This is a genomic window from Arthrobacter sp. UYCu723, assembly GCF_054059215.1.
Map to the genome: position 1 here is coordinate 2,072,003 of NZ_JBSSBW010000001.1, position 22,736 is coordinate 2,094,738.

The 22,736-nt window shown below is 67.3% G+C and carries 25 protein-coding genes and 2 riboswitches; of the genes, 10 read left to right on the top strand and 15 right to left on the bottom strand.

Annotated features, from left to right (window positions below; genetic code table 11):
• Positions 1-6: 6 nt before the first annotated feature.
• On the bottom strand, positions 7-270 hold the full coding sequence (locus tag ACVWZ8_RS09720) for a DUF4235 domain-containing protein (RefSeq protein ID WP_426979543.1): 264 nt from the start codon (positions 268-270) through the stop codon (positions 7-9).
• A 175-nt stretch (positions 271-445) separates the two neighbouring features.
• A riboswitch (TPP riboswitch) is annotated at positions 446-590 on the top strand.
• 67 nt (positions 591-657) lie between these two features.
• Between ACVWZ8_RS09720 and ACVWZ8_RS09725 the strand changes: the two genes are divergently transcribed.
• The 5 genes from ACVWZ8_RS09725 to ACVWZ8_RS09745 all read left to right on the top strand — a co-directional run bounded on the left by ACVWZ8_RS09725 (position 658) and on the right by ACVWZ8_RS09745 (position 6,714).
• The gene (locus ACVWZ8_RS09725; protein WP_426979542.1) at positions 658-1,290 is read left to right on the top strand and encodes an ECF transporter S component; all 633 of its coding nucleotides are present in this window, start codon (positions 658-660) and stop codon (positions 1,288-1,290) included.
• Positions 1,290-2,945, top strand: coding sequence for an ABC transporter ATP-binding protein (locus ACVWZ8_RS09730; protein WP_456504514.1), 1,656 nt, complete (start codon positions 1,290-1,292; stop codon positions 2,943-2,945). Before ACVWZ8_RS09725 ends, ACVWZ8_RS09730 begins: the two co-directional genes overlap by 1 nt.
• On the top strand, positions 2,942-3,745 hold the full coding sequence (locus ACVWZ8_RS09735; RefSeq protein WP_456504515.1) for an energy-coupling factor transporter transmembrane component T family protein: 804 nt from the start codon (positions 2,942-2,944) through the stop codon (positions 3,743-3,745). The genes ACVWZ8_RS09730 and ACVWZ8_RS09735 overlap by 4 nt, the downstream gene beginning before the upstream one ends.
• A 143-nt stretch (positions 3,746-3,888) precedes the next feature.
• The gene (locus ACVWZ8_RS09740; protein ID WP_426979539.1) at positions 3,889-5,412 is read left to right on the top strand and encodes a UDP-N-acetylglucosamine 1-carboxyvinyltransferase; all 1,524 of its coding nucleotides are present in this window, start codon (positions 3,889-3,891) and stop codon (positions 5,410-5,412) included.
• A 117-nt stretch (positions 5,413-5,529) separates the two neighbouring features.
• Complete coding sequence (locus ACVWZ8_RS09745; protein ID WP_426979538.1) at positions 5,530-6,714, top strand: glutamate--cysteine ligase 2; 1,185 nt, start codon at positions 5,530-5,532, stop codon at positions 6,712-6,714.
• A 49-nt stretch (positions 6,715-6,763) separates the two neighbouring features.
• Here ACVWZ8_RS09745 and ACVWZ8_RS09750 read toward each other — a convergent pair whose 3' ends face one another.
• From ACVWZ8_RS09750 to ACVWZ8_RS09760, 3 genes are read right to left on the bottom strand one after another with little or no spacing between them, the layout of a single operon-like run.
• Positions 6,764-7,972: an O-succinylhomoserine sulfhydrylase gene (locus ACVWZ8_RS09750; RefSeq protein ID WP_426979537.1), complete on the bottom strand. Its 1,209-nt coding sequence runs from the start codon at positions 7,970-7,972 to the stop codon at positions 6,764-6,766.
• Positions 7,973-8,383 (bottom strand): rhodanese-like domain-containing protein, encoded by a 411-nt coding sequence (locus ACVWZ8_RS09755; RefSeq protein WP_426979536.1) that lies wholly within the window; start codon positions 8,381-8,383, stop codon positions 7,973-7,975.
• On the bottom strand, positions 8,380-8,628 hold the full coding sequence (locus ACVWZ8_RS09760; RefSeq protein WP_456505930.1) for a DUF1737 domain-containing protein: 249 nt from the start codon (positions 8,626-8,628) through the stop codon (positions 8,380-8,382). Before ACVWZ8_RS09760 ends, ACVWZ8_RS09755 begins: the two co-directional genes overlap by 4 nt.
• A gap of 97 nt (positions 8,629-8,725) precedes the next feature.
• Positions 8,726-8,841: riboswitch (SAM riboswitch) on the bottom strand.
• 374 nt (positions 8,842-9,215) lie between these two features.
• Here ACVWZ8_RS09760 and ACVWZ8_RS09765 point away from each other — a divergent pair.
• Both ACVWZ8_RS09765 and ACVWZ8_RS09770 read left to right on the top strand, forming a co-directional pair.
• Complete coding sequence (locus tag ACVWZ8_RS09765; RefSeq protein WP_456504516.1) at positions 9,216-10,160, top strand: ATP-grasp domain-containing protein; 945 nt, start codon at positions 9,216-9,218, stop codon at positions 10,158-10,160.
• A complete protein-coding gene (locus ACVWZ8_RS09770; protein WP_456504517.1) occupies positions 10,147-11,238 on the top strand; it encodes a glycosyltransferase in 1,092 nt (363 codons plus the stop codon). The genes ACVWZ8_RS09765 and ACVWZ8_RS09770 overlap by 14 nt, the downstream gene beginning before the upstream one ends.
• A gap of 136 nt (positions 11,239-11,374) precedes the next feature.
• On the opposite strand, the gene ACVWZ8_RS09775 is transcribed toward ACVWZ8_RS09770, so the two are convergent.
• Entirely contained in the window at positions 11,375-12,349 is a 975-nt protein-coding gene (locus ACVWZ8_RS09775) for an aminodeoxychorismate lyase (protein ID WP_456504518.1), read from the bottom strand.
• A 141-nt stretch (positions 12,350-12,490) separates the two neighbouring features.
• On the opposite strand from ACVWZ8_RS09775, the gene cls reads away from it, so the two are divergent.
• The gene (gene cls / locus ACVWZ8_RS09780; RefSeq protein WP_426979532.1) at positions 12,491-13,966 is read left to right on the top strand and encodes a cardiolipin synthase; all 1,476 of its coding nucleotides are present in this window, start codon (positions 12,491-12,493) and stop codon (positions 13,964-13,966) included.
• 23 nt (positions 13,967-13,989) lie between these two features.
• Here the strand turns inward: cls and ACVWZ8_RS09785 are convergent, their stop codons facing one another.
• From ACVWZ8_RS09785 to ACVWZ8_RS09810, 6 genes are all read right to left on the bottom strand, one after another.
• Complete coding sequence (locus ACVWZ8_RS09785) at positions 13,990-14,730, bottom strand: polysaccharide deacetylase family protein (protein ID WP_426979531.1); 741 nt, start codon at positions 14,728-14,730, stop codon at positions 13,990-13,992.
• 97 nt (positions 14,731-14,827) lie between these two features.
• On the bottom strand, positions 14,828-16,945 hold the full coding sequence (locus ACVWZ8_RS09790) for a chorismate-binding protein (RefSeq protein ID WP_456504519.1): 2,118 nt from the start codon (positions 16,943-16,945) through the stop codon (positions 14,828-14,830).
• Positions 16,942-17,487, bottom strand: a complete 546-nt coding sequence (locus ACVWZ8_RS09795; RefSeq protein WP_426979529.1) for a low molecular weight protein-tyrosine-phosphatase — start codon at positions 17,485-17,487, stop codon at positions 16,942-16,944. The genes ACVWZ8_RS09790 and ACVWZ8_RS09795 overlap by 4 nt, the downstream gene beginning before the upstream one ends.
• Positions 17,488-17,854: 367 nt before the next feature.
• Entirely contained in the window at positions 17,855-18,478 is a 624-nt protein-coding gene (locus ACVWZ8_RS09800) for a LysE family transporter (RefSeq protein WP_426979528.1), read from the bottom strand.
• 76 nt (positions 18,479-18,554) lie between these two features.
• A complete protein-coding gene (locus ACVWZ8_RS09805) occupies positions 18,555-19,106 on the bottom strand; it encodes a dihydrofolate reductase family protein (protein ID WP_426979527.1) in 552 nt (183 codons plus the stop codon).
• 170 nt (positions 19,107-19,276) lie between these two features.
• Entirely contained in the window at positions 19,277-19,474 is a 198-nt protein-coding gene (locus ACVWZ8_RS09810) for a hypothetical protein (RefSeq protein ID WP_456504520.1), read from the bottom strand.
• Between the two features lie 213 nt (positions 19,475-19,687).
• Here ACVWZ8_RS09810 and ACVWZ8_RS09815 point away from each other — a divergent pair, with 213 nt between their 5' ends.
• Complete coding sequence (locus ACVWZ8_RS09815; RefSeq protein ID WP_456504521.1) at positions 19,688-20,128, top strand: type I restriction endonuclease; 441 nt, start codon at positions 19,688-19,690, stop codon at positions 20,126-20,128.
• Positions 20,129-20,259: 131 nt separating this feature from the next.
• Complete coding sequence (locus ACVWZ8_RS09820; RefSeq protein WP_456504522.1) at positions 20,260-20,799, top strand: type I restriction-modification enzyme R subunit C-terminal domain-containing protein; 540 nt, start codon at positions 20,260-20,262, stop codon at positions 20,797-20,799.
• A 34-nt stretch (positions 20,800-20,833) separates the two neighbouring features.
• On the opposite strand, the gene ACVWZ8_RS09825 is transcribed toward ACVWZ8_RS09820, so the two are convergent.
• The 4 genes from ACVWZ8_RS09825 to ACVWZ8_RS09840 all read right to left on the bottom strand — a co-directional run bounded on the left by ACVWZ8_RS09825 (position 20,834) and on the right by ACVWZ8_RS09840 (position 22,694).
• Entirely contained in the window at positions 20,834-21,343 is a 510-nt protein-coding gene (locus ACVWZ8_RS09825; protein WP_456504523.1) for a UPF0758 domain-containing protein, read from the bottom strand.
• Positions 21,344-21,353: 10 nt separating this feature from the next.
• Positions 21,354-21,545, bottom strand: a complete 192-nt coding sequence (locus ACVWZ8_RS09830; RefSeq protein ID WP_456504524.1) for a hypothetical protein — start codon at positions 21,543-21,545, stop codon at positions 21,354-21,356.
• A 22-nt stretch (positions 21,546-21,567) separates the two neighbouring features.
• On the bottom strand, positions 21,568-21,807 hold the full coding sequence (locus ACVWZ8_RS09835) for a hypothetical protein (RefSeq protein WP_456504525.1): 240 nt from the start codon (positions 21,805-21,807) through the stop codon (positions 21,568-21,570).
• A 71-nt stretch (positions 21,808-21,878) separates the two neighbouring features.
• A complete protein-coding gene (locus tag ACVWZ8_RS09840; RefSeq protein WP_456504526.1) occupies positions 21,879-22,694 on the bottom strand; it encodes a methyltransferase domain-containing protein in 816 nt (271 codons plus the stop codon).
• Positions 22,695-22,736 lie beyond the last annotated feature (42 nt).

Here is a 22,736-nt window from a genome sequence, read left to right on the forward strand (position 1 = left end):
ATGCGCCTAGACGATGTCCTGGGACTTGGCGAAACGGGTGATGGCGCGCTGGGTGCCGCGGTTGGCGAGGACCTGGATGATGGCGCTGACCGCTGCGGAGATCAGCGCGAAGGTCAGGGCCGAGCGCAGCGTGGTGGGGATGTCGTCGTGGTGGCCCTTGGGCGGCTTGTTGCCGGTGGACTTTTCCCAGACGGTGTCGACGAGCTTGGTGCCGACGTACCCGGCGAGCAGGCTGATGCCGGTGCCGAGCAGTTTGATGAAGATGTTCATTCTTCGGACTCCTTGCGGGAGGGAACAGGGCTTCCCCCAGCCTAGCGTCCCGGCCCTGACGGTTGGACCCGGCCGTGCAGGCCGCGCCGTGCGGTCACCGCCCGGAATGTGACAGCTGGGCACGGGAAGCCGGTCCCGCCGGGTGTAAACTGGACAGTGCCCACAAGGGCGATTCTATATACGACAGGGGAGCGCCGCCGTCGGGCATCGCTGGAGGAATCCAGGGAAAACCACCGGTGGGCGCTGAGAGTGCGGACAGCCGCAGACCCTCGAACCTGATCCGGTTAGTACCGGCGAAAGGGAGTCGAGTTCTCAGAGTGCCCGGCTGGGCGGCGGAAGCCGTGGCCGGCCGGCGCACTCTCCCCTCCTGTTCCTCAGGAGGACGACATGACTGACATTTCTGCTCAGCCGACGCTCAACCGGCGCGGCTACAACTGGCGTGTGGTGGACATTGTGGTGGCCGCGTTGATCGCGGTTGCCGGTGGCGTCATTTTCTGGGCCTGGTCCCAGGGCGCCAATCTGATTTCAGCCCCGGTCAACGCGCTGTATCCGCCGCTGACAGGGCTCTACGCCGGAGGCTGGATGATTCCCGCCGTGCTCGGCATGCTCATCATCCGCAAGCCCGGGGCGGCACTGTTCTGCGAAACGGTGGCTGCCACCGGCGAGCTGATCATGGGCTCGCAATACGGCACCACTGTCCTGATCTCCGGCGTGCTCCAGGGCCTCGGAGCCGAGCTCGTCTTCGCGGCGTTCGTCTACAAGAAGTTCAACCTGCCGGTGTCCCTGCTGGCCGGTGCCGGTGCCGGACTGTTCGGCGCCCTGAATGACTCCTTCGCGCCGTGGGGCTGGAACATCGCCTACGCCGCCGGGGACAAGTTGGCGTACATCATCTTCATGTCCGTCTCCGCCGCCGTGATTGCCGGCGCCCTGTCCTGGCTCGCCACCCGGGGTCTCGCCAAGACCGGGGTGCTGAGCTCGTTCGCCTCGCGCAAGGCCGCCACGGAGCCTGTGTTCTCCTGATGCCGGCACCAGGTGCCGGCGTCCGCCCGGCCGCGGTCACGGCCCGCGGCTGGGGCTGGCGGCACGCCGGCCGGCCGCGGCCCGCCGTCAACGGGCTGGACCTGGACATCAGTCCCGGGGAGCGGGTGCTGCTGCTCGGGCCTTCCGGCGCCGGCAAATCGACGCTGCTCCACGCACTGGCCGGGGTCCTCGGCGACAACGCAGCCGACGCCCTCGGCGACAACACGGCAGAGGATTCCGACGAGACCGGCAGCCTGCTGATCGACGGCGCCCCGCCGCGGGCCCGGCGCGGCCGGGCCGGGCTGGTGCAGCAGGACCCGGAGACGCAGGTGGTGCTCTCCCGTCTCGGTGACGACGTCGCCTTCGGGGCGGAAAACCTGTCCGTGCCCCCGGCGGAGATCTGGGCCCGGGTCGGTGAAGCGCTCGACGACGTCGGGCTGGGCCGGCTGCCGCTGGACCACCCGACCTCGGCCCTCTCCGGCGGCCAGAAGCAGCGGCTGGCGCTCGCCGGCATCCTGGCGATGCGGCCCGGGCTGCTCCTGCTCGACGAACCCACTGCCAACCTGGACCCCGCCGGCGTCCTGGAAGTCCGCGACGCCGTCGGCCGCTGCCTGGACAAGACCGGCGCCACCCTCGTGGTGGTGGAGCACCGGGTCGCCGTCTGGAAGGACCTCGTGGACCGGATCGTGGTCCTGCAGCCGGGCTCCGCCACGGAACCGGCCGTGCTGATCGACGGCCCGCCGGACCAGGTCCTGGCACAGGCACGGGACATGCTCACTGCTGCCGGGGTCTGGGTCCCCGGTTACGTGCCGCCGACCCGGGTGCGGGCAGCGTCTGCCGCGGGCTCGCCGGTATCAGGCTCCGCAAAAGCATCCCTGCCCGGACAGCCCGACGCCGGGACCCTCCTGATGGCGGCCGACAACCTGGCGGTCTCCCGCGAGCACCCCCGCCGTTCCGGTCTGCGCAGGGGCTTCAGGGCCATCGCCCCGGTACCGGTGCAGTCCGGCATCACAGCCCAGATCCGCGCCGGCGAGGCGCTGACCATCACCGGCCCCAACGGCTCCGGAAAGTCGACGTTTGCCCTGACCCTGGCCGGCCTGCTGGCGCCGGTGTCCGGTACCGTTTCCGCCACGCCGGAGCTGGGCGCCGGCGCCGGGACCGATCCGTACCATTGGAAGGCGCAACAGCTGATTGCCCGGATCGGTACCGTCTTCCAGGAACCCGAGCACCAGTTTGTCACTGGCCGGGTGCTCGACGAGTTAATGTTCGGTCCCCGGCACCTGGGCCGGGGCGAAGAACGGGTGGACGAGTTGCTGGAGCGGCTCCGGCTGACCGAACTGGTGGACGCCAACCCCTACACACTCTCCGGAGGCGAAAAGCGGCGGCTCTCGGTTGCCACCGTGCTCGCGGCCCATCCGCAGGTGCTCGTCCTGGACGAGCCCACCTTCGGCCAGGATGCCAACACCTGGGCCGAGCTCGCCTCCTTCCTCTCCGAACTCCTCGACGCCGGCACCGCCGTCGTGTCGGTAACCCACGACGCGGAATTCACCGCGGTCCTTGGCGGCACCCAGCTCAGCCTCCGCGCGCCGGAGCACCGTGAACCGGGCGATCGCGAGCCGGGCAATCGCGAACCGGGCCCGGTGGCGGCGCAGTGAGGGACGTCCTGAGCCTGCGCGGCAACCAGGCCCTGTTGACCCGCGCCAACCCGCTGGCCAAGTTCACCGCCGTCGTGCTGATCACCCTCGTGCTGGCGCTGTCCATCGACTGGGTTTCAGCGTCGGTGGCGCTGGCCTTCGAAGTGGCGCTGTTTCCGCTGGCCGGGCTGAGCCTCGCGCTGCTCTGGCAGCGCGGCTGGCCGCTGATCCTGGCCGCGGCGCTGGGGGGCTGGAGCACCGCCATCCTGGCGCCGGACAGCGGAAGCATACTGCTCGACGCCGGCATCTGGTCCATCAGCGACGGTTCCCTTGAACTGGGGCTGGGCTTCCTGCTCCGCGGACTCGCCATCGCGCTGCCCGCGGTGCTGCTGATGAGCTGCACGGACCCCACGGACCTGGCCGACGCGCTGGCCCAGAACGCGAAACTGCCGCACCGCTTCGTCCTGGGCACCTTGGCCGCGATGCGGCTGGTGGGGCTCATGGCCGAAGAATGGCAGACCATCGGCATGGCGCGGCGGGCCCGCGGCGTGGGCTCGCGCGGCAACCCGTACCAGCGGCTCCGGTCCACGCTGGGGCAGAGCTTCGGGCTCCTCGTGCAGGCCATCCGGCGCGCCTCCCGGCTGGCCGTCACCATGGAGGCCCGCGGCTTCGGTGGCGCCCAACGCACCTGGGCGCGGCCCTCCACCTTCAGCATCCTCGACGCCTGGGTCCTGCTGGGCGGGCTCGGCATTGCCGCTGCCGCCGTCGCCGCGGCACTGGCCGCCGGGACCTGGAATCTCGTGTTCCTCACCCGGCAATAGGAGGTCCTCAACGCAGCGGTGCGCGCCCTGCCCCGGAACCTATCGCCCGGCGTTTATCGCACCGCGCGGATATTCCTGTGAGATTATCGGCATTTCGGCGGCGTTTTCCGGGACCAACAGCTGATCCGTGATATTTTTTGGGTATGACTCAACAGACTGCTGAACACGTTGGTGCCCTGCTCCGCGATGCCCGCGGACAGAAGGGCTGGACCCAGGGACAGCTCGCCGCCGAGCTGGGAACCAGCCAGAGCGCGATCGCCCGGATGGAACAAGGCAAGCAGAACCTGAGCCTGAAGATGATCCAGCGGCTGGAGTCCGTCTTCGGCCGGAGCATCGTCAAGGTAGGCCGGCCGCAGATGACCCACCTCCGGGTCGAGGGTGGCCGCACCCTCTCCGGTTCCGTGGACGTCAACAGCAGCAAGAACGCCGGCGTCGCCCTCCTGTGTGCCAGCCTGATCAACCGCGGAACCACCACGCTGCGCCGGCTGGCCCGGATCGAGGAGGTCAACCGTATCGTCGAGGTGCTGACCAGCATCGGCGTCGAATGCACCTGGCTGAACGCGAACGATCTGCAGATCCGCCGCCCCGCCGTGCTGGACCTCGATTCCATGGACGTGGAGGCCGCCCGCCGGACCCGCAGCGTGATCATGCTGCTGGGACCGCTCCTGGACGAGTCCAGCGAATACCGCCTGCCCTACGCCGGCGGCTGCGACCTCGGCACCCGCACGGTGCAGCCGCACATGCAGGCGCTGCGCCAGTTCGGCCTCAGCGTCGAAGCGAAGTCCGGGTTCTACGCCGTGCAGGCGCCGCCGTCGGACGGACATGACCGTTCCTTCGTGCTGAGCGAACGCGGCGACACCGTCACCGAGAACGCGATCATGGCCGCCGCCCACCGCCGCGGCACCACCATCATCCGCAATGCCAGCCCCAACTACATGGTGCAGGACCTCTGCTTCTACTTGCAGATGCTCGGCGTGGAGATCCAGGGCGTGGGAACCACCACCCTGAAGATCACCGGGCGCCCGTCGGTGGAGGCAGACATCGAATACTTCCCTTCCGAGGACCCGATCGAGGCGATGAGCCTCATCACCGCCGGCATCGTGACCAACTCGGAAGTCACCGTCCGCCGCGTCCCCATTGAGTTCATGGAGATCGAACTCGCGACGCTCGAACAGATGGGCCAGCGGCTCGAGCTGTCCGGCGAATATCTTGCCCGCAACGGCCGCACCCGGCTGGTGGACGTCACCACCAAACCCTCGGAATTACGTGCACCTGAGGACAAGATCCATCCGATGCCCTTCCCCGGACTGAACATCGACAACCTGCCCTTCTTCGCGGTCATTGCCGCCAACGCCCACGGCCAGACCATGATCCACGACTGGGTGTATGAAAACCGTGCGATCTATCTGACCGAACTGAACAGGCTCGGCGCCCAGGTGCAGCTGCTCGATCCGCACCGGATCTACGTCAACGGACCCACCAAGTGGCGTGCGGCCGAGGTGGGCTGCCCGCCGGCCCTCCGTCCCGCAGCCTGCCTGCTGCTGGCGATGCTCGCGGCCCGCGGCGTCTCGGAACTGCGCAACATCTACGTGATCGAGCGCGGCTACGAGGACCTTGCCGAGCGGCTCAACACCATCGGCGCAAAGGTCGAGTATTTCCAGGACTGACGGCCTCGTTTAAGCAACGCCGGGTCACTCCGCGCCCATCCGATCCCCTGGGATGGGCGAGGAGTGACTCCGCGTTGGGGTAGCGCGCTTCCGCGGGTCCTGACGCACAATAGATTTATGCGCACCTTCGGCGTGGAGGAAGAACTGCTGATAGTGGACCCCGAAACGGGGATGCCGCTTGCCCTGGCCGACGTCATGCTGCCCAGCCTGGTCCCCCAGAAGCAGGACGCGGGCCGCGTGGTCCCGGCGCAGAGGCCGGTCCACGAAGACGCCGGTTTCAGCTTCGAGCTCAAGCTGGAACAGATTGAAACCCAGACGCAGCCGTGTCTGGATTACACCCAATTGCTCCAGCAGCTCAGGCAGGGCCGTGCGCTCGCGGACCAGGCCGCACGGGCACACGGCGGCCGCGTCGCAGCCCTGGCCACGTCGCCGAGGGGCTCCGCGACGCACACAACGCCTTCGCCGCGGTATGTCACCATGCAGGAACGATTCGGGCTGATCGTCCGGAACCAGCTCACCTGCGGCTTCCACGTCCACACGTTTGTGGAATCCCCCGAGGAAGGCGTGGCGGTGATGGACCGGATCCGGGACAAGCTGGCCGTGCTGATTGCCCTCAGCGCAAATTCCCCGTACTGGAACGGCGCGGAGACAGGGTTTGAAAGCTACCGCACCCAGGCGTGGAACCGCTGGCCGGGCTCGGGTCCTACGATGATCTTCGGCAGCGTGCCGGTCTACCGGCGGGTGGTGACCCGGCTGGTGGAAAGCGGCGTGCTGCTGGACGAGGGGATGATCTATTTCGACGCGCGGCTGTGCAGCCACCATCCCACCGTGGAGGTCCGGGTCGCCGACGTCTGCCTGCGGGCCGACGACGCGGCGCTGATCGCCGTGTTGGTGCGTGCCCTGGTCGAATCGGCCTGCCGGGAGTGGAACGACGGCGTTGAACCAGCCCCGGTGCCGACGCTGCTGCTGCGGATGGCCGCCTGGCAGGCCAGTAATTGCGGGCTCCGCAGCCAACTGCTGGACTTCGGGACCTTTACACCCGCGCCGGCGGCGGATGTGGTCCACGCACTCGTGGACTATCTGGCCCCGGTGCTGGCGGAGCAGGGGGAGCTGGAACTGGTCCACGAGGGCATCGCACGGATCCTCGCCGAGGGGACCGGTTCGCAGCTGCAGCGCCGGCCGTTCCGGGAAGGCGGCCTCGTCGCCGTCGTCGACCGGGCCGTCAAGGTAACCATGCTGGGGTCGGAGTCCCGGGATCCCGCGCACCAGCCGTCGTCCCTGGGCCGGGTGCGCCGGGCCTGACCGAAAAGACGCTGCCGAGTCCGCAGTTCGCGGTATGAAGAATCCCTGGTCAGACCTGTTTGAGCGCCTGGCGGAGGTCGCGGATCAGGTCCTCGACGTCTTCCAGGCCCACGGAGAGCCGCACCACGCCGTCGCTCAGCCCGATCGCAGCGCGTCCTTCCGGGCCCATGGCGCGGTGCGTCGTCGTGGCCGGATGCGTGATGAGGGACTTCGCATCGCCCAGGTTGTTGGAGATGTCGATGATCCGCAGCGCGTCCAGCAGTGCGAAGGCGGCTTCCTTCGCCGAGCGCCCGGGGGACGGGGAAAGTTCCAGCGTGAGCACGGTGCCGCCGGCCGTCATCTGCCTGGCCGCGAGCTCGTACTGCGGGTGGGATTTCAGCAGCGGGTACAACACCGCGCTGACCGCGGGCTGCTCCTCGAGCCATTCGGCCAGCCGCAGGGCGGACGCCGAGGAATGGTTGACGCGCAGCGCCATGGTCTCCAGGCCCTTGGTCAGCACCCACGCGTTGAAGGCGGACAGGGCGGGTCCAGTGTGCCGCATGAGCTGCTTGACGGGCCCGTCAATGAATGCCTTCGTGCCCAGGATCGCCCCGCCGAGCACCCGGCCCTGGCCGTCGATGTGCTTGGTGCCGGAGTAGACCACCACGTCCGCGCCGAGGTCCCCGCAGCGCTGCAGCAGGGGGGTGGCGAAGACGTTGTCGACGACGACGGTCGCCCCGGCAGCATGGGCCAGTTCGCTCACGGCGGCGATGTCCACAATCTCCTGCATCGGGTTCGATGGCGACTCGAAGAAGACCGCGGTGGTCGGCTCCGACAACGCCTCGCGCCACTGCTCCAGGTCCGGCCCGTCGACGAAGACCGTTTCCACACCCCAGCGCGGCAGGATTTCGTTGAGGATCACAAAGCAGGAGCCGAACAGCGAGCGGGCGGCGACCACACGGTCCCCGGCGCCCAGCAGCGCGCCGAGCGCGGTGAACACCGCGGACATGCCGGACGCCGTCGCAAAGCACGCCTCGGTGCCCTCGAGCAGCCGGAGCCGTTCCTGGAAGGTCGCCACCGAGGGGTTTCCGTAGCGGGAGTAGACGAAGCGCTCGTCCTCGCCGGTGAAGGCGCGCTCGGCGGCGGCGGCGGATTCGTAGACGAAGCCGGAATTGAGGAAGACCGGCTCGGTGGTTTCCTGGAAGCCGGTGCGGTCAAGTCCGCCGCGGACAGCCTGGGTGTCGGGGCTCCAGCCGGCGGCGTCGGGATTGAAAGTCACTTAGTTCTTTCCGAGGTTGGTGGGCAGGCCGCGGTTCTTCCAGCCGTTGACGGTCCGTTCGCCGTAGCGGTCGGGCTCGCCTTCGAAGCCCTCGAGGACGTTGTAGGAGGTGAAGCCGGCCTCGGTGGCGGCGGTTGCGGCGGCGATGGAGCGGGCACCTGAACGGCAGAGGAACACCAACTCGGTACCGGAATCCTCCGGCGCCTGCTGCTTCAGTTGCTTCACGAACTGCGAATTGGGGATGCCGCCGGCCAGGCTCCACTGGATGAAGAGCGGATCATTTTCCGTCGCTTTCGTGTCCGGGATGCCGATGTGGGCCCATTCCGCCTCGGTGCGGACGTCCACCAGGATGGCGCCCGCCTCCAGCTTGGCCCAGGCTTCCTGCGGGTCCAGGTCTCCGGCGTAGCTCACGCGTGGCCCTCGATGGTCTCTTCGTAGCCGACGCCGTCAATTCCCAGGCCTTCGACCGCGTCGGCGACGGCGGCGTCCGCGCTGGCAATTGCGGCCGGCAGCACCACGGCCTGGGCGACGATGACGCTGCTGCCGTTGAAGGCGGCGGAGGGGCTTCCGTGCAGCACGTAGCCTTCGGCCAGCGCCGCCGAAACGCGCTCGCAGAAGGAGCGGTCGTCGGGGCCGGTGAACAGGCGGTAGGCCAGCTTTTCCTCGGCGGCTGCGCCGGGGACGGCTGCGGACGGGGCGGGTGCTGTGGTGGGGACAGCGGGGGCGGATGCGTCAGGCACGACGGTACTCCTTCTTTCACGCTTGCAGCTCGAATGGGTCGATATGCCGAGTATTCACCTGAGGCACCCCGCCGCGAAAGGGAGGGTTGCCGACCGGCCAGTCAGGGCTTGGCGCCGGTTCTCATTACTCCCCAAAAACGTAACATCTGCAGGGCTGGCCCGCACCGCCGCCCTCGTCATGTTCCGTAACCGTAACCGTCTCCCGGCGCTGCCGGCGGAGCCGGCGGAGCCGGTCGGGAGACGTCAGGCAGTGTTTTGACCGGAGCGGTCCGTCGGGGTAGCCAGCGGCTGAATATACGTATCTACCTGTCCGGCCGACTATCTCCGCCGGGGACAGTTTCGAGTAGCGCCTACTCGGGTCTTCTGATACGTCGCTCGCCTTTACTGGGAGGCAGGCAACAGGTCCCGAGAGGTCTCAAAGTGCCAACCGCCGCAACTTGAGGGGGTACCGCGCAGGGTCATGCCAGGCCCTGTCCGCCGTCTCAGAACTGAATGGAGAAACTGTGAAACCCCGTGTCCTGATTACCGGCGCCGGCGGCCCTGCCGGCCTGGCCCTCGCCGCCCAGCTGCGGTCCCGGGGCATTCCCTTCCTGGGCGCTGACGCCCGCGAACTGCCGGAAGGGACCGGCGTCACCGCTGTCAGGGTACCCCCGGCCGCTGACCCTGAACTGATCCCGGTTTTGCGCCGGCTGGTCGCACGGGAGGGAATAAATTTGGTCATCCCGACTTCCGGCGAGGAACTGATGCAAGTCTCGGCGGCCCGCGCGGGTTTCGGAAGGGACGTCCGTGTTATCACAGGCGAGCCCGGGCCGGTGGCTGTCGCCAGCGATAGGCTCTTCACAGCCTGGCTCTTGCGGTCGGCCGGGGTCCCGGTCCCGCGGTTCGGAGTCCCCGGGGACTTTGCCGGCGCCAACGCAGCGATGGCCGCGCTGGACGGCCCCGTGGTCGTCAAGCCCCGGGTTTCCCGCGGCGGATGCGGGGTGATTGTCGTGGACGGAAGCGTGGACGTCGACTGGGCAGGACTGCCGGACGGGCAGATCGTGCAGGAATACATTCCCGGAACGGAATATGTGCCCGTGGTCTTCGGAACCCCCGCCCACAACGGTACGGCCCCGTTTGCGGTCGTGGTGGAAAAGACCGGGCGCGCAGATCAGGACGTGGTCAACGCGATAGCCGTCCGCCGCGCCGCGGCCGGGGAGGCAATGGATGTGGGCAATGTGGCGATGGCCGCCGTCCGTTCGCTGGGGCTGACCGGCCCGGTCGAACTTACCGTCCGCCGCCGGGCCGACGGGACTCCGGTGGTGCTGGAAATGAACGCCCGGTTTGGCGCCCACAGCGAAGCGGCGCCCGAGCTGCTCGACGCCGTGCTGGCCTCCTTCAACCTGCCGTCCTTCAATCCTGCGTCATTCCGGCAGGGAACCGGAGCATACGCCCATGCCCTGGTTTGACTCAGCTGAGCCGGGAATCCACCCGGGCCTGCTCCTCCCCGGCGTACTCATCACCGGTCTGCCGGTCCTCCTGTTCGGCCTCGTCCGGCTGCTCGCCGTGCCGTTGGCAGTGTGCTTCGAGGTCCGGGCGGCCAGCCGGCGGCGCCGGGGGGCTCCGACGCTCTGGGACGAATGGCCAAGCGTGTCGATCGTCGTCCCGGCCTTCAACGCGGCCGCCGTCATCGAAAACTGCGTCCGGTCCGTCCAGCTCACCCGCTACACCCGGTACGAGGTCATCCTCGTCGACGACGGCTCCACGGACAACACGGCCGAACTGATGGCCGGTCTCGCCGCCGGGGATCCTCGAATCAAGGTCCTGGGACAGCCAGGCGCCGGGAAGGGAGCTGCCCTGAACCTGGGCGTCCGCTATGCCACCGGTGACGTTCTGGTGTTTGTCGACGCGGACAGGATCTTCGCACCGTACACGGTCGACAGGATGCTGCAGGGCTTCGAGGACCAGCGCACCGGGGCAGTCTGCGGCGATGACAGGCCGGTCCAGCTGCACCGGACCCGGCCGCTGGCCTTCATCAGCCACCTCGGTACGGCGATGGCCCGGCGGGCCCTGGCCGTGGCCGGCTGCGCGCCATTCGTTTCCGGCAACATCGATGCGTTTCCCCGCAGGGTCCTGGCGGAAATCGGGCCGTTCTGCCAGCACTCGGTGGGGGCGGAGCTGGAGCTGATCTGGCGCGTGCGCAAGGCGGGATACCGCGTAGCGTTCGCGCCGCGCGCCCACATCTACGCCGGAACGCCATCGACCGTCCTGGCCCGCTGGCGGCAGCGCGTCCGCCGGGCACACGGCCTGCTGCAGGCGATGACAACCCACAGGGGCACGAGCGGCAAGGAAGGACACCGGGACAAGTCCGCCCGGACCGGCGTCGGCACTGCCAGCCCACGTCCCCGTAGCCTGCGGACCCGCACGGCAACCAGCGCCCGGACCGGAGCGGCAACCGGCGCGCAAACCGGCGCCCGGACCGGCGCGCAAACCAGCGCCAGGCCTGACGACGACGCCTGGGCCGCGCTCAGGGAGGCCTGGGCTTAGGCGGACCCGCCTCCACTCGCCACTGAGACCGCCGGCCCGGTTTTCTGGCAGAATTTTCCGGGTGCCGGCATCTCGGATTCCTGCGCCAGCCCCGTAGCTGCGCCCTGCGCCAGCCCCGTGGCAGGACTGGACTCGGCTACTCGATGGTGGCGTAGAGCACGTTCAGCTCGACCGTCAGCTGCCTGCGCAATTCCGGAGTGCCGATCTCCTTGCCGTCAAGGTGGTTGACGGGCGCCAGCAGTCGGATGCTCGAAATCAGCCACACGGCATCGGCGTCGAGCAGGTCTTTCGGCTCCAGCGGTCCGTAGCCCAGCTCCCAGCCGGCAGCCTTGGCGGCGGCGAACAAGGCGCCCTGCGAGGTTCCGGGCAGGATGCCGCTGTCCAGCTGGGGTGTGATGAGCCGCCGGACCGTGCGGATGCCGCCCTCGCCGTCGTCGGAGGTTTCCAGGTGGGCCAGCAGGACTGTCGACGTGGGGCCCTCGAGGACCCTGCCGTCCGCGGAGGTGAAGATGACATCGTCGGCGCCCCGGTGGTGGGCGTAGCGCAGCGCTGCCATATTGACGGCGTAGGAGAGGGTCTTGGCGCCCAGGAGCAGCCAGGGGGCGCGCTCGCCGACCTCGCTGTCGTAGCCGCGGTCCAGGAGGATGACGTCGATCCCTGTCGCGCGCTGGCGGTGGCCTGCGGCGCCGGGAGCGGAGGCCTGGACCCAGCAGGTAGGCCCGCCCCCGCCCTCGACGCCGCGCGTCACGAGGAGCTTCACCACCAGCTCATCAGCAGGAGCCGTGTCATCGGTGTCCGCCGTGGCGGGCACATGCTGGCTCCGGTACTCGCTGATCGCGGTCTCAATGGCGCGTCGCCACTGGTCCTCCGCGGGAATGTCCAGCTCCAGCAAGCGGGCGGACCCGGCCAGGCGGCTTAAATGGGCTTGCAGCTTCCTGGGCCGGCCGCCCACGGCAAGGAGCGATTCAAAGACGCCGTCGCCGCGGGTGGCGCCCTGGTCCGTGGCCATCAACTGCGGCTTGGACGCGTCCGCGATGCGGCCCTTTTCGAACTCGGGATCAAGGAAGACCAGCACCGTGGCAAGGCCTGGAACTGGGGCAGGAGAAGTCATGGTTTCAGCTTAGTTCCCGAGGGGCGGGTGCCCCGCCGTGGCGGGGGCATTTTCGTGTCCGTGCGGAAGGCCTCGGATAGGATTTGCAGGTTGCCCGTTCCGGAACTGTTCCGCGGGTCTGGAGCTTTGAGGGGTTCGCCTGTGCTGTGGCCATTTCCGCTGGTGGGGACTCTTCCGTCCTGGGCGATTCTCATCCTGACCCTGATCGACCTCGTCATCCGTGTGCTGGCCCTCGGGATCATCCCCGGAAACCGCCGGCCTACCACCGCCATGGCGTGGCTGCTGGGCATCTTCTTCGTCCCGGCCCTGGGCCTGGTGCTGTTCCTGCTCTTCGGCAACTTCCGGCTCTCCCGCAAACGCCGTGCCCAGCAGGAGGCGGTGAACATCCGGGTACGTGCCGGCACCTCGGAGCTGGCCAGCCTTGAAAGCCACTACGACGGCCCGGAATGGGTGGCCTCCGCGGCCGAGCTGAACAAGACCCTGGGCTCGCTGCCGATGGTGGACGGCAACAGCGTGGAGCTGCTGCCTGGCTACCCGGATTCCATCAGGGCGATGGCGGCGGCGGTCCGCGAGGCCGAGGACTTCGTCAACGCGGAGTTCTACATCATGAGTTCGGACCACATCACCGATGACCTACTCTCGGCCCTCGAAGAGGCGGCCGAGCGCGGCGTCGAAGTCCGGCTGCTCTTCGACCACCTCGGCACGCTGCGGATCAAGGGTTACAGCAAACTGATCGCCCGGCTCAAGGCCAGCAAGATCCGCTGGCGGCCCATGCTGCCGCTTCGACCCGTGCACGGGCAGTGGCGCCGGCCGGACCTGCGCAACCACCGCAAGATCATGGTGATCGACGGCGAGATCGCCTTCACCGGCTCGCAGAACCTGATCGAGCCCTCCTACAACAACCCGCGGCACCGCAAGGTGGGCCGTGAGTGGGTGGAGCTGATGGCCTGCCTGCGCGGTCCGATCGTCACGACGCTCAACGTCGTCTTCGCCACCGACTGGCTCAGCGAGACCGACGAGTCGCTCGAGGACCAGCTCGCGCACCGGCCTGAACTGCACGCCGGCGAGATCACGGCGCAGGTGGTGCCCAGCGGCCCCGGCTTCATCACCGAAAACAACCTGCGGCTCTTCAACACGCTCATATACTCGGCGCAGCACAAGGTTTCGATCTGCAGCCCGTATTTCGTTCCGGACGACTCCCTGCTGTACGCGGTGACGACGGCGGCGCAGCGCGGCGTCGACGTCGAACTGTTCGTCTCCGAAAAGGGCGACCAGTTCCTGGTCCACCACGCCCAGCAGTCCTACTACGAGGCCCTGCTGGAGGCCGGAGTAAGGATATACCTGTACAAGGCCCCGTTTGTGCTGCACGCCAAGCACTTCACGATCGACGACGAGGTGGCCGTCCTCGGCTCCAGCAACATGGACATGCGCTCCTTCTCCCTGAATCTGGAGGTCTCGGTGATGCTCCTGGGCGAGGACATCGTGCAGAGGGTCCGCGCCGTGGAGGACACCTACCGCGAGATCTCGCACGAGCTCGTCCTCGAGGACTGGATGAAGCGTCCCATGCTGGTCAAGTACGTGGACAACGTCGCACGGCTGACAGCCACCCTGCAGTAGTAGTCCGCGCCATCCGTGGAGCCCTAGCTAGGAATGTGGAAGGTCGCGTAGCCACGGTAGATCAGTGCCGAGCGGACGCCGGGCAGCGCCTCCAGGGTATGTAGACCGGTGCCGTGCATGAGGATGACCCCGCCCGGGTAGACGCGTGGGGTTGTTGCGTCGCCATACTGGACCCGCTGGATGATCGTCGCCGCCGATGATCCATCCCAGTCCCGGGTGTCCACCGTCCAGAAAGCGGGCCTGCAGCCGGCTGCCGCCAGTGCGTCATAGACGTTCAGACTGAAGGCGCCCGCGCCGTACGGTGGCCGGCACAGCTTGGGGGTGGTCGTGGGAACGACACTTCCGGAGCGGCGAACCTCATCGTTGATCTGGGCGGAAGTCATGCGGGAGTAGTCGCCGTGGTCGTAGCTGTGGTTTCCGAGAAGTTGACCGGCGTTGATCAGCTGCGACTCGTAGCTGGGATGCGCCAGCATGCACTGGCCGGTAAAGAAGAACGTGGCCTGGATGTTGTATGCCGTCAGCCAGGCCAGCATCCCCGCTAGCCTCGCTGGCGTGGCGCAGTCATCAAAGGTGAGCCGTACCGTGGGTCCGTTGTAGTAGAGATGCAGGATGTTGTACTGCTCGGCGGCTGTGATTCCCCACACCTGGGGAAGTGGCGGCATCGGATCGTCAGCGGCATACGACGGCATCGGGGCAAGTGCCATGCCGAGGACAGCCAAAACAATGACGACGATGGAACGGAAGGACTTCCGGGTCAGCATCATTTCCCCTAGGAACGGAATCCTGAACGGAGCACCCTGGCGGGGCGCAGCCGCACCATAGTTTTAGTGGACTGGTCGCATAAATGCAACGGGCGGGTGGTCAGCCGGACGGGAAGTCTGCGCCGAGCGCCGAGAGCACGCCGAAGGCCTTGGTCCGGATCTCCTCGTACTCCTCCTGCGGCGAGGAATCCGCCGTGATTGCGCCGCCGACGCCGAGGCTCAGCTCCGCGTCGCCGTCCGCCGCGCCCGCGTCGCCGCCGTCCGCGTTGAGCACCAGGGTCCGGATCGCAACAGCGAGGTCGGCGGCCCCGCTGAGTGAGAAGTAGCCGATCGCGCCGGAGTACACGCCCCGGGGTGCGCCTTCCAGCCGGTCCAGGATGGCCATGGTGCTGACCTTCGGGGCGCCGGTCATGGACCCGGCGGGGAAGCAGGCCGCCACGGCCTCGGCCCGCGGCATCCCGGGCCGGAGCAGGGCGTCGATGGTGCTCACCATCTGGTGCACGGTGGCGTAGCTTTCGATCGCGCACAGCCGGCTGACCGAGACGGAGCCCGGCACGGCGAAATGGCTCAGGTCATTCCGGAGCAGGTCCACGATCATGATGTTCTCGGCGCGGTCCTTGGGCGAAGACTTGAGCTCCTGCCACAGTGCCCCGTCCCGCACCGGGTCGGCGTCCCGGCGCCGGGTGCCCTTGATCGGTTCGGCCCGCATCCCGCCGTCGGCCATGATGCGCAGGAAGCGCTCGGGCGAGGTGCTGGCCACGCTGAGTCCCCCGAAGCGCAGGTAGCTGGCGAACGGCGCCGGGTTACGGCGCCGCAACGCGAGATAAGCCGGCCACGGATCCAGCGCGCCGGCCGGCACCTTTGCCGTCAGCACCGTGGTGAGGCAGACCTCGTAGCTGTTGCCTTCGGCGATCTCGTGCTGTGCCTCGGTGATCTTAGACTTGTAGGAGACCTCCGAGTCCCGCGCGGTAAAGTCCAGCGCGGCAGAGTCCAGCCCGGCAGAAAGAACGACGTCGCTGCTTCCGCCGGCCGGCACCGTGTCCGCCCCTGCCGTGTCCGCCACGGCGGCTGCCACGGCTGACCGGGCCGCCACCAGCCACTCCCGGGCATCGGGCGTGTCCAGGGCAAGCAGCCATGCCGTACCTTCCAGATGGTCCAGCACGACGGCGCGGCCGGCGAAGAGCAGGCAGGCGTCGGGGGTTGCCGAGGCAACGTCGCTGCCGCCGGTTTCCCGCTTGAGCTCGTAGCCGAGGTAGCCGAGCCAGCCCAGGGTGAACCCGCACGGGTAGTCCTCGGGAACGCGGAGAGCCCGGCGCCCCCAGACGCCGTCGAGCCAGCGGAAGAACGGTCCCTCAGTTTTTACGGTCGCATTTCCGACGCTCACGCAGGTCTTGCCCGAGCTGTGCCGGACCGTCTGGCCGAAGCGGCCGCCGTCGTCCGCCAGGATGCTGAAGCGGCTCCGCTCTGCCGCCGCTCCGTCCCGGGCCTCGCCGGGCAGTCCCGGGGCTTCCGGCTTGAGGGAGGAGTCCAGCCAGACCGCGTTGGCGGAGCGGCCGAAGAAACGCTCGAACAGCCTGACGGCGTCCGGCTCGGCGTCGATCCGTTCGGTGTGGAGCTGGAGGCCGCGGCGGGCCGCGAGCTCAGGCAACAGCACCGGGGCAAGAGCGGGCAGGTACTGCAGGGACTGCAGCACCTCCTCGGGGGCGGCGCCGTCCGCGAGGTTGAGCACGCGCACCGCGGCGTGCGCCGGAACATCGTCCGCGGCCAGCCATTCCTGCTCTTGGGCGGCCCACTGGTCCCAGTAGGGTTCGTAGCTTTCGCCGTCGCGGGCGAGCGCCCGGCTGCGGCGGTCCTGGTCCGGGGAGTCCGCCCAGACCACCGCGTCAAGGAACGGACGGGCGGCTTCGGCCGCGGCGCCGACACCTTCCACCAGGACGATCTCGGCGGGCTGTGTGGTGCGGGTTTCGCCGTCGTAGTGCCGGTTCCAGTCCCAGCTGACCCAGTCGGCGGGTTCGCCGTGGTGCAGCGGTTTCAGGACCGTGGAGACGTAGCGTTCAATTCCTGCGGCGAGTCCGTTCCAGCCGGGGTAGATGTCCTCGAGATGGAACAGGGAGACCTTGTGGTGCTCCCGGAGCCGGGCCGCGAGTTCGATCGCGAGGGTGGTCTTTCCTGCGCCGGATCGTCCGTCGATGGCGATGATGACGGGTGCGGGGCTCATGAAATAGAGCGTACCCGCTGCTCCGGCCGCTGCCGTTGCGCCAGTTGGGTGCGGACGTGCCCCACGATGCCTGGAATTGCGGCGTGGATCAGGTTCCAGGTGATGTCGAAGTCCGCGTGTCCGCCGTACCAGGGATCTTCGATGCCCTGGTCCAGGGGATCCTTGCCCGCCACGGCGGGATCGAAGCTGCGCAGCATCCGGATCTTGGACAGCGATTCGCGGTCCGGTGCCGTCTGCCGCAGCCAGCCGTAATGGTCCACATCCAGGGCCAGGATCAGTTCGCGACTCTGGAACCATTCGGGCCGCCATTCGCGCGCCGTGTGGTGGTCTGAGGAGATGCTGTGGCCCAGGAGCGTGCGGGCGGCACGGGGATCGATCGGCCGGCCGGCCTCGTAGGCAGTTGTACCGGCCGAGTCCACGACGGCGCCGGCGAGACCCTCGGCGGCAAAGGCCTCCGCCAGCATCAGCTCGGCCATCGGGGACCGGCAGATGTTTCCGGTGCAGACCGTGATGATCCGGTACTGGCTCGACGTTGAGGTCATATTGCTAAGCATGAATGATGCGGGCGCCTCTTGGCTAGCGGAGGTTCCGCGGGTGTTACAAGATCTGTCAAGTCTGCGGGACCCGGTGTGACGAGACAGGCTGACGGCGTAACAGGGTAACGGAATTCCGCAGTCCCTGTTCGGCGCTAAGTGGCGCTGCGTCCGCAGCACCGATAGGACGTCGGGCGACGTGTCCAGCGCGTCCACGGCGTCCTTGACGTAGCCGACGATGGACCTGCGGCGCGGATGCCGTGTGTCCAGGCCAGGCCCGGCCCACGCTGGGTATCCCGCGGCATGGGGCCGTCGCGGCACAGCGGCCTCGGCAGGGCGGGCCCTTGACGGCCCGCCGGGGCGCCAGAGGTCCGTGTCAGTGAATCAGCGCGAGCAGGACGCCGACCGCCACGAACAGGCAGCCGAAGGTCCGGTTGAGAATCTTTTGGCCGCGGGCGTCGTGCGTGAACCGCTGGAAGGACGTGGCCGCGGCGGCGAAGAAGAACCACATGACGAGGATGTCGATCACCACGACGGTGACGGACAGGACCAGGTACTGCGGGAGCAACGGCTGCTCCGGACGGATGAACTGCGGCATGAAGGCCAGGAAGAACACGACGGCCTTGGGGTTCAGGATGTTCACCCAGAGACCACGGCGGAACATGGAGAATGCCGGCTCGTTGCGCAGCGCGGCAGCCCTCTCCTGGTCCAGATCGGGCTTGTGCAGGAACTGCCGGATGCCCAGGTAGACCAGATAGGCAGCACCGGCGTAGCGGATGGCGTTGAACGCCACCGGCGAGCTCGCCACGAGGACCCCGACGCCCAGGGCCACGATCAGGATATGCACAATGAGTGCGGCCTGCTGGCCGAGGATGCCCCAGAGCGAGCGGCGGAAACCGGAGTTCAGCGAGTTGCTCATGGTATTGATGGCGCCAGCGCCTGGAGTGAAGCTGATCAGGACGCCGGCGCCTGCGAGGGCCAGCCAAAGGGAGGGTTGCACCAGACAAGTTTACGGTCCCGGCCCTGGCCGGCCGGATTCGATGAGGGGGCTGGCCGCCCTGATGTCCGGTGGGGAGTCAGTCGCCGCGGAGGCCGTAGCTGAGAATCATGTTGCCTTTGCTGGTCTGTTGGGACGACTGCAGCTCCAGCCGGGTCAGGGGATCGCCGTCGTTGAAGAGCCGCCGGCCGCTTCCCGCGATCACGGGATGGACGATCAGCATCAAGGTGTCGAGCAGCCCGGCGAACAGCAACTGGCGGACCAGCGAGATACTGCTGAAGATCCCTATTTCGCCGCCGTCGCTGTTCTTCAAGCCTGCCACGAAGTCCTCCAGCGGCCCCTCAATCAGGCGCGAATTCTGCCACTCCAGCTCCCCGGCCAGCGTCCGGGACGCGACAAATTTCGGCAGCGGATTGATAAACCCCGCGAAGACGGCGTCGCTTTCGGCGTTCGGCCAGTAGTCTGCCCACTGCTCGTACCCGATGCGGCCCAGGATTGCGGTGTCGATCCGGCCCATCATCTCGCCCATACCGGCACCCAACTCCGCGTCGAAACTGTCGAACTGCCACAGGAACGGGTCTTCAACCACCCCGTCCACAGAGCAGAAAAGGCCGGCCGTCAATTTGCGCATGGATCCTCCTTGCCGTGGGCTCTTTCAGTGCACCCTATCGGGAGATCGGAAGGCAGGGAATGCCTGGCGGCGGACGCGTGCCCCGGACGACGGCGGTGCCGCAGCCCGGAGCGGCCCTGCAGGCAGCCTTATCCCGCAGCTCTATCCCGAAGCTGGGGCGCTGCTATCGCTTAGCCGTTGGAGGTGTAGCCGTCCGCGGCCGTGTCGCCCGGGCCACCATGGCCCCCGCCGGTGCGGTAACCATCGGTGGACGGGCCGAGGATGAGCTGGTGGTGGAATCGGCTGCCATCGCGGGGATGGCCGACGCGCCCATGGCGCCGCCGCCGATGACGGCGGCGAGCATGATTGGTCTTGTTGATCTTTGCCATGGTGTTGCTCCTTTGCTGGAGCCCGGAGACCGGGCCGGCCGTGCTTTCGGCCTGTAAATAACCTCAGTCGGGGAGATATGGCAGCACTTTGGCATGGCTGTGGCGGCGCTGTGAGTGCGGGGTAGTCCGGGGTGGCTTCAGGCACGACCGGTAGAGGTCATCAGGCGACTTTGCTACGAGTGCTTGGAGTCTGGCCCAATGGCACATGTGGGGATGGATGAGAACGATACATGCCGGGAATATGTACTGCCGGCGATTCACGCCGCTGGATGGCTGCCGGATTTGGTGCAGGAGCAGTTTGCCGTTGAGGGCGAGAATCGCCATCGCCTGAATGACGGGTTGACCAAGCGGCTAGCTGACTACGTTTTGGAGTTGGCTCCTGGACAGCCCCTCATGGTGATTGAAGCTAAGCGATCGTGGGCGGCTCCGGGAGATGGCCTCCAGCAGGCCACCCGCTACGCCACGAAACTTGACGTGCCTTTCGCCGTGTCGACGAATGGCCACGGATGGGTGCTGTACAACTCCGTGACCGGGTTGCAGTCATCATTGAATCTTTGCCTACGCTCGGAGAAGCCTGGGATCTCTTTTGCGAGTCACACAGCCTCAACGCGGAAGCAAAGACGCTGTTGCTCAGTGGTTTCAGCGACGAGCTGAAGAACCCAGACGGCACAGTGCGCCGGGGATGTGGACCTCGACTCCGACGCAGTCGTACTGGATGCCAGGCGGGCCCGGACGGTCTTTCAGTTGTCGGGGCAGAAAGTGGAACTCCGCAGCGAGGGTTCTATGTGCATGACGTCGAGTCCGGTCAGCCGCAACTTGTGAAGTACATCGACTGGGCGCGGAAGACAGTACTGGACACTTTTACCCACCCGGAGGAACTGCTCCGGGCATGGTCGGATCCGGACGACAGACACAAGGGTCAGTTGCTGTTGCGCGATCGCCACATTGACATGCAGCGGCTGGCCGCGGAGATGGGCGAGGCTGCTGGCGCACCTGTGGATTCCGTGGATTACCTTCTAAGGCTCGCGTGGGGGGTGCCGCAGCTGACCCGGGCCGAAGGTGCCCGGAATGCGCGTCAGAGGCATGCGGACGATATTGAAAAGCTCTCGGGACTCGCGCAACAGGTCGTCGACGCGCTACTGGACACGTACGGCGTCAGGGGAATCGACGAAATAGCGAGCACGTCCGTGGTCCACGTGGAGCCGTTGTCCGGGTACGGCAGCCCGGTAGACATAGCACGCAGCTTTGGTGGTTGGGAAAGTGGCATGAAACCGCACCGTGCAGGAGTGGCTCTACGGAGCCTAGAACTGTCCCAAAAACTGTAGTTTTAAGAGTGAATCCTGCTCAAGACTAAAGCTTTCAATGAGTTCCAGGAGGAGAGCAGCCACCGGCGAGCACCGCTCGCAGCACCTTGGAAACAGGGCAGCTTGCTTGTCCCTCGCCGCCGTGTGCCATCACCACGGCATTCCTCAGTGTGTGGTCGGACGTCACGCCAAACATCAGCAGGCGCTCGTGGGATAAACTCGAAAGCTGCGGGACGGCCACGGCGGCCAGATCAGCTGAGGAGCGCATCTTGGCCGGCGGACCATCTGCCGGGGCCGACCGTCGGCAGAGTTCGGCTGCGCTGAGAAAACGAGCGGCCATGGCCTGACCAACCCCGTTCACGGACATGAGGTCAGGTGCCGACAGGCGAAGCAAGCCCGCTACACCGCCGAAATCGACCAGCATGGCCTGCGCCAAGATCAGCATGTTGACGCCGGGCCTTCCCGCACCGAGCAAGATCCCTACCAACTCAGCATCACTCAGTGCCGTAGCGCCGAGCCGGAGGAGCCGCTCCCGGGGCCGTTCGCTGACAGGGAGATCCGCCATCCGACCAAGTTCAGCCACACCGGCCCAGCTTTGAATGCGACCAATGATTCATGGTCCTTGGAAGGTCATCGTGCTCCGGATACTGGTCAAAGTACGAGCGCGCGCGGGCCGACATATAGCCCGTCTCGTCGATGGCGAAGTGTCCGATCAGCTGCATGCCCCGTTCGGCCGCCTTCGATTCCAATTCATCGGCCTCGTCCATGAGTGGCTCCGGGCCGGCATATTCACAATCTGCCAGGGTGCGCGATGGCAAAGTACTTGGTGTATTCCGCATCCAGCGCCGCCAGGACAGCATCGTGAAACGGTGTCAGTGAGCCCGCAAACCCTGTGGCAACGACGCGCAAGCCGTCCAGCTGCATTTCCTCGTCGACACATATCAGCACCAAGTTTGGCATGAGCATGCCGTCCCGGACGATGAACGGGCGGGCGAGTGTCTCGAAGTCAAAACCAGCTTGAATGATCATGCCTTGAGGCTAATAACCGCAGCCCTCGGAGCTCCAGAGCGTTTGCGGGCGTTGTGGATAACGGCTTCCCCTCAGGCCCGGGCAATGACCTCGCCGTTGGGAATGAGGAACCAGCCGTCGTCCGTGGACCCCCAACGGTGCCAGCCGGCGGAAATCCGGGCCAGATCGGCGGGCGTGGCGAAGCCGTACTCGAGGGCCTGGTCCGCGAAGGCGGAGTGCAGTACCCGCTCGCCCCACACCCGCGCCTGCCACCGCCTCTGCTGGCCTGTGGCGTAGAGCCAGTTGCTGCTCGAGGGCGCGACGTCGGTGAAGCCGGCGGACTGTGCCCAGGAGACCAGGCGGCGGCCGGCGTCGGGCTCCGCCCCGTTCCGCCGGGCGATCCGCTGGTAGAGCTCCATCCATTCGTCCAGCTCCGGGATGAACGGGTACCAGCTCATGCCGTGGAAGTCGGCATCGCGGACCGCGACGATCCCGCCGGGCTTTGCCACCCGGCGCATCTCCTGCAGGGCAGCGACAGGATCGGTCAGGTGCTGCAGCACCTGGTGGGCATGGACGACGTCGAACGTTTCATCCTCGAAGTCCAGGTCATAGATGTTCCCGGTCGCGAACCCGGCGTTCTGCACGCCGCGTTCGGCCGCCAGCGCGGTGGCCTGGGCGATCACCTCGGGGGAGCGGTCCAGTCCGGTGACCTTGCCGGGGTCCACCAGCACTGCGAAGTCGCAGGTGATGCTGCCCGGGCCGCAGCCGACGTCGAGCACCGACACCCCGCGGAGGAGGTGCGGAATCACAAACGCTGCGGAGTTCTCCGCCGTCCGGGAGGCGTGGGCGCGGACCACCGACTCGTGGTGGCCGTGGCTGTACACATCGTCAGGCTGCTGCGCACTCATAATGAAACGCTACCGCCCCGCAGGTGCAATCGGACGGAACCA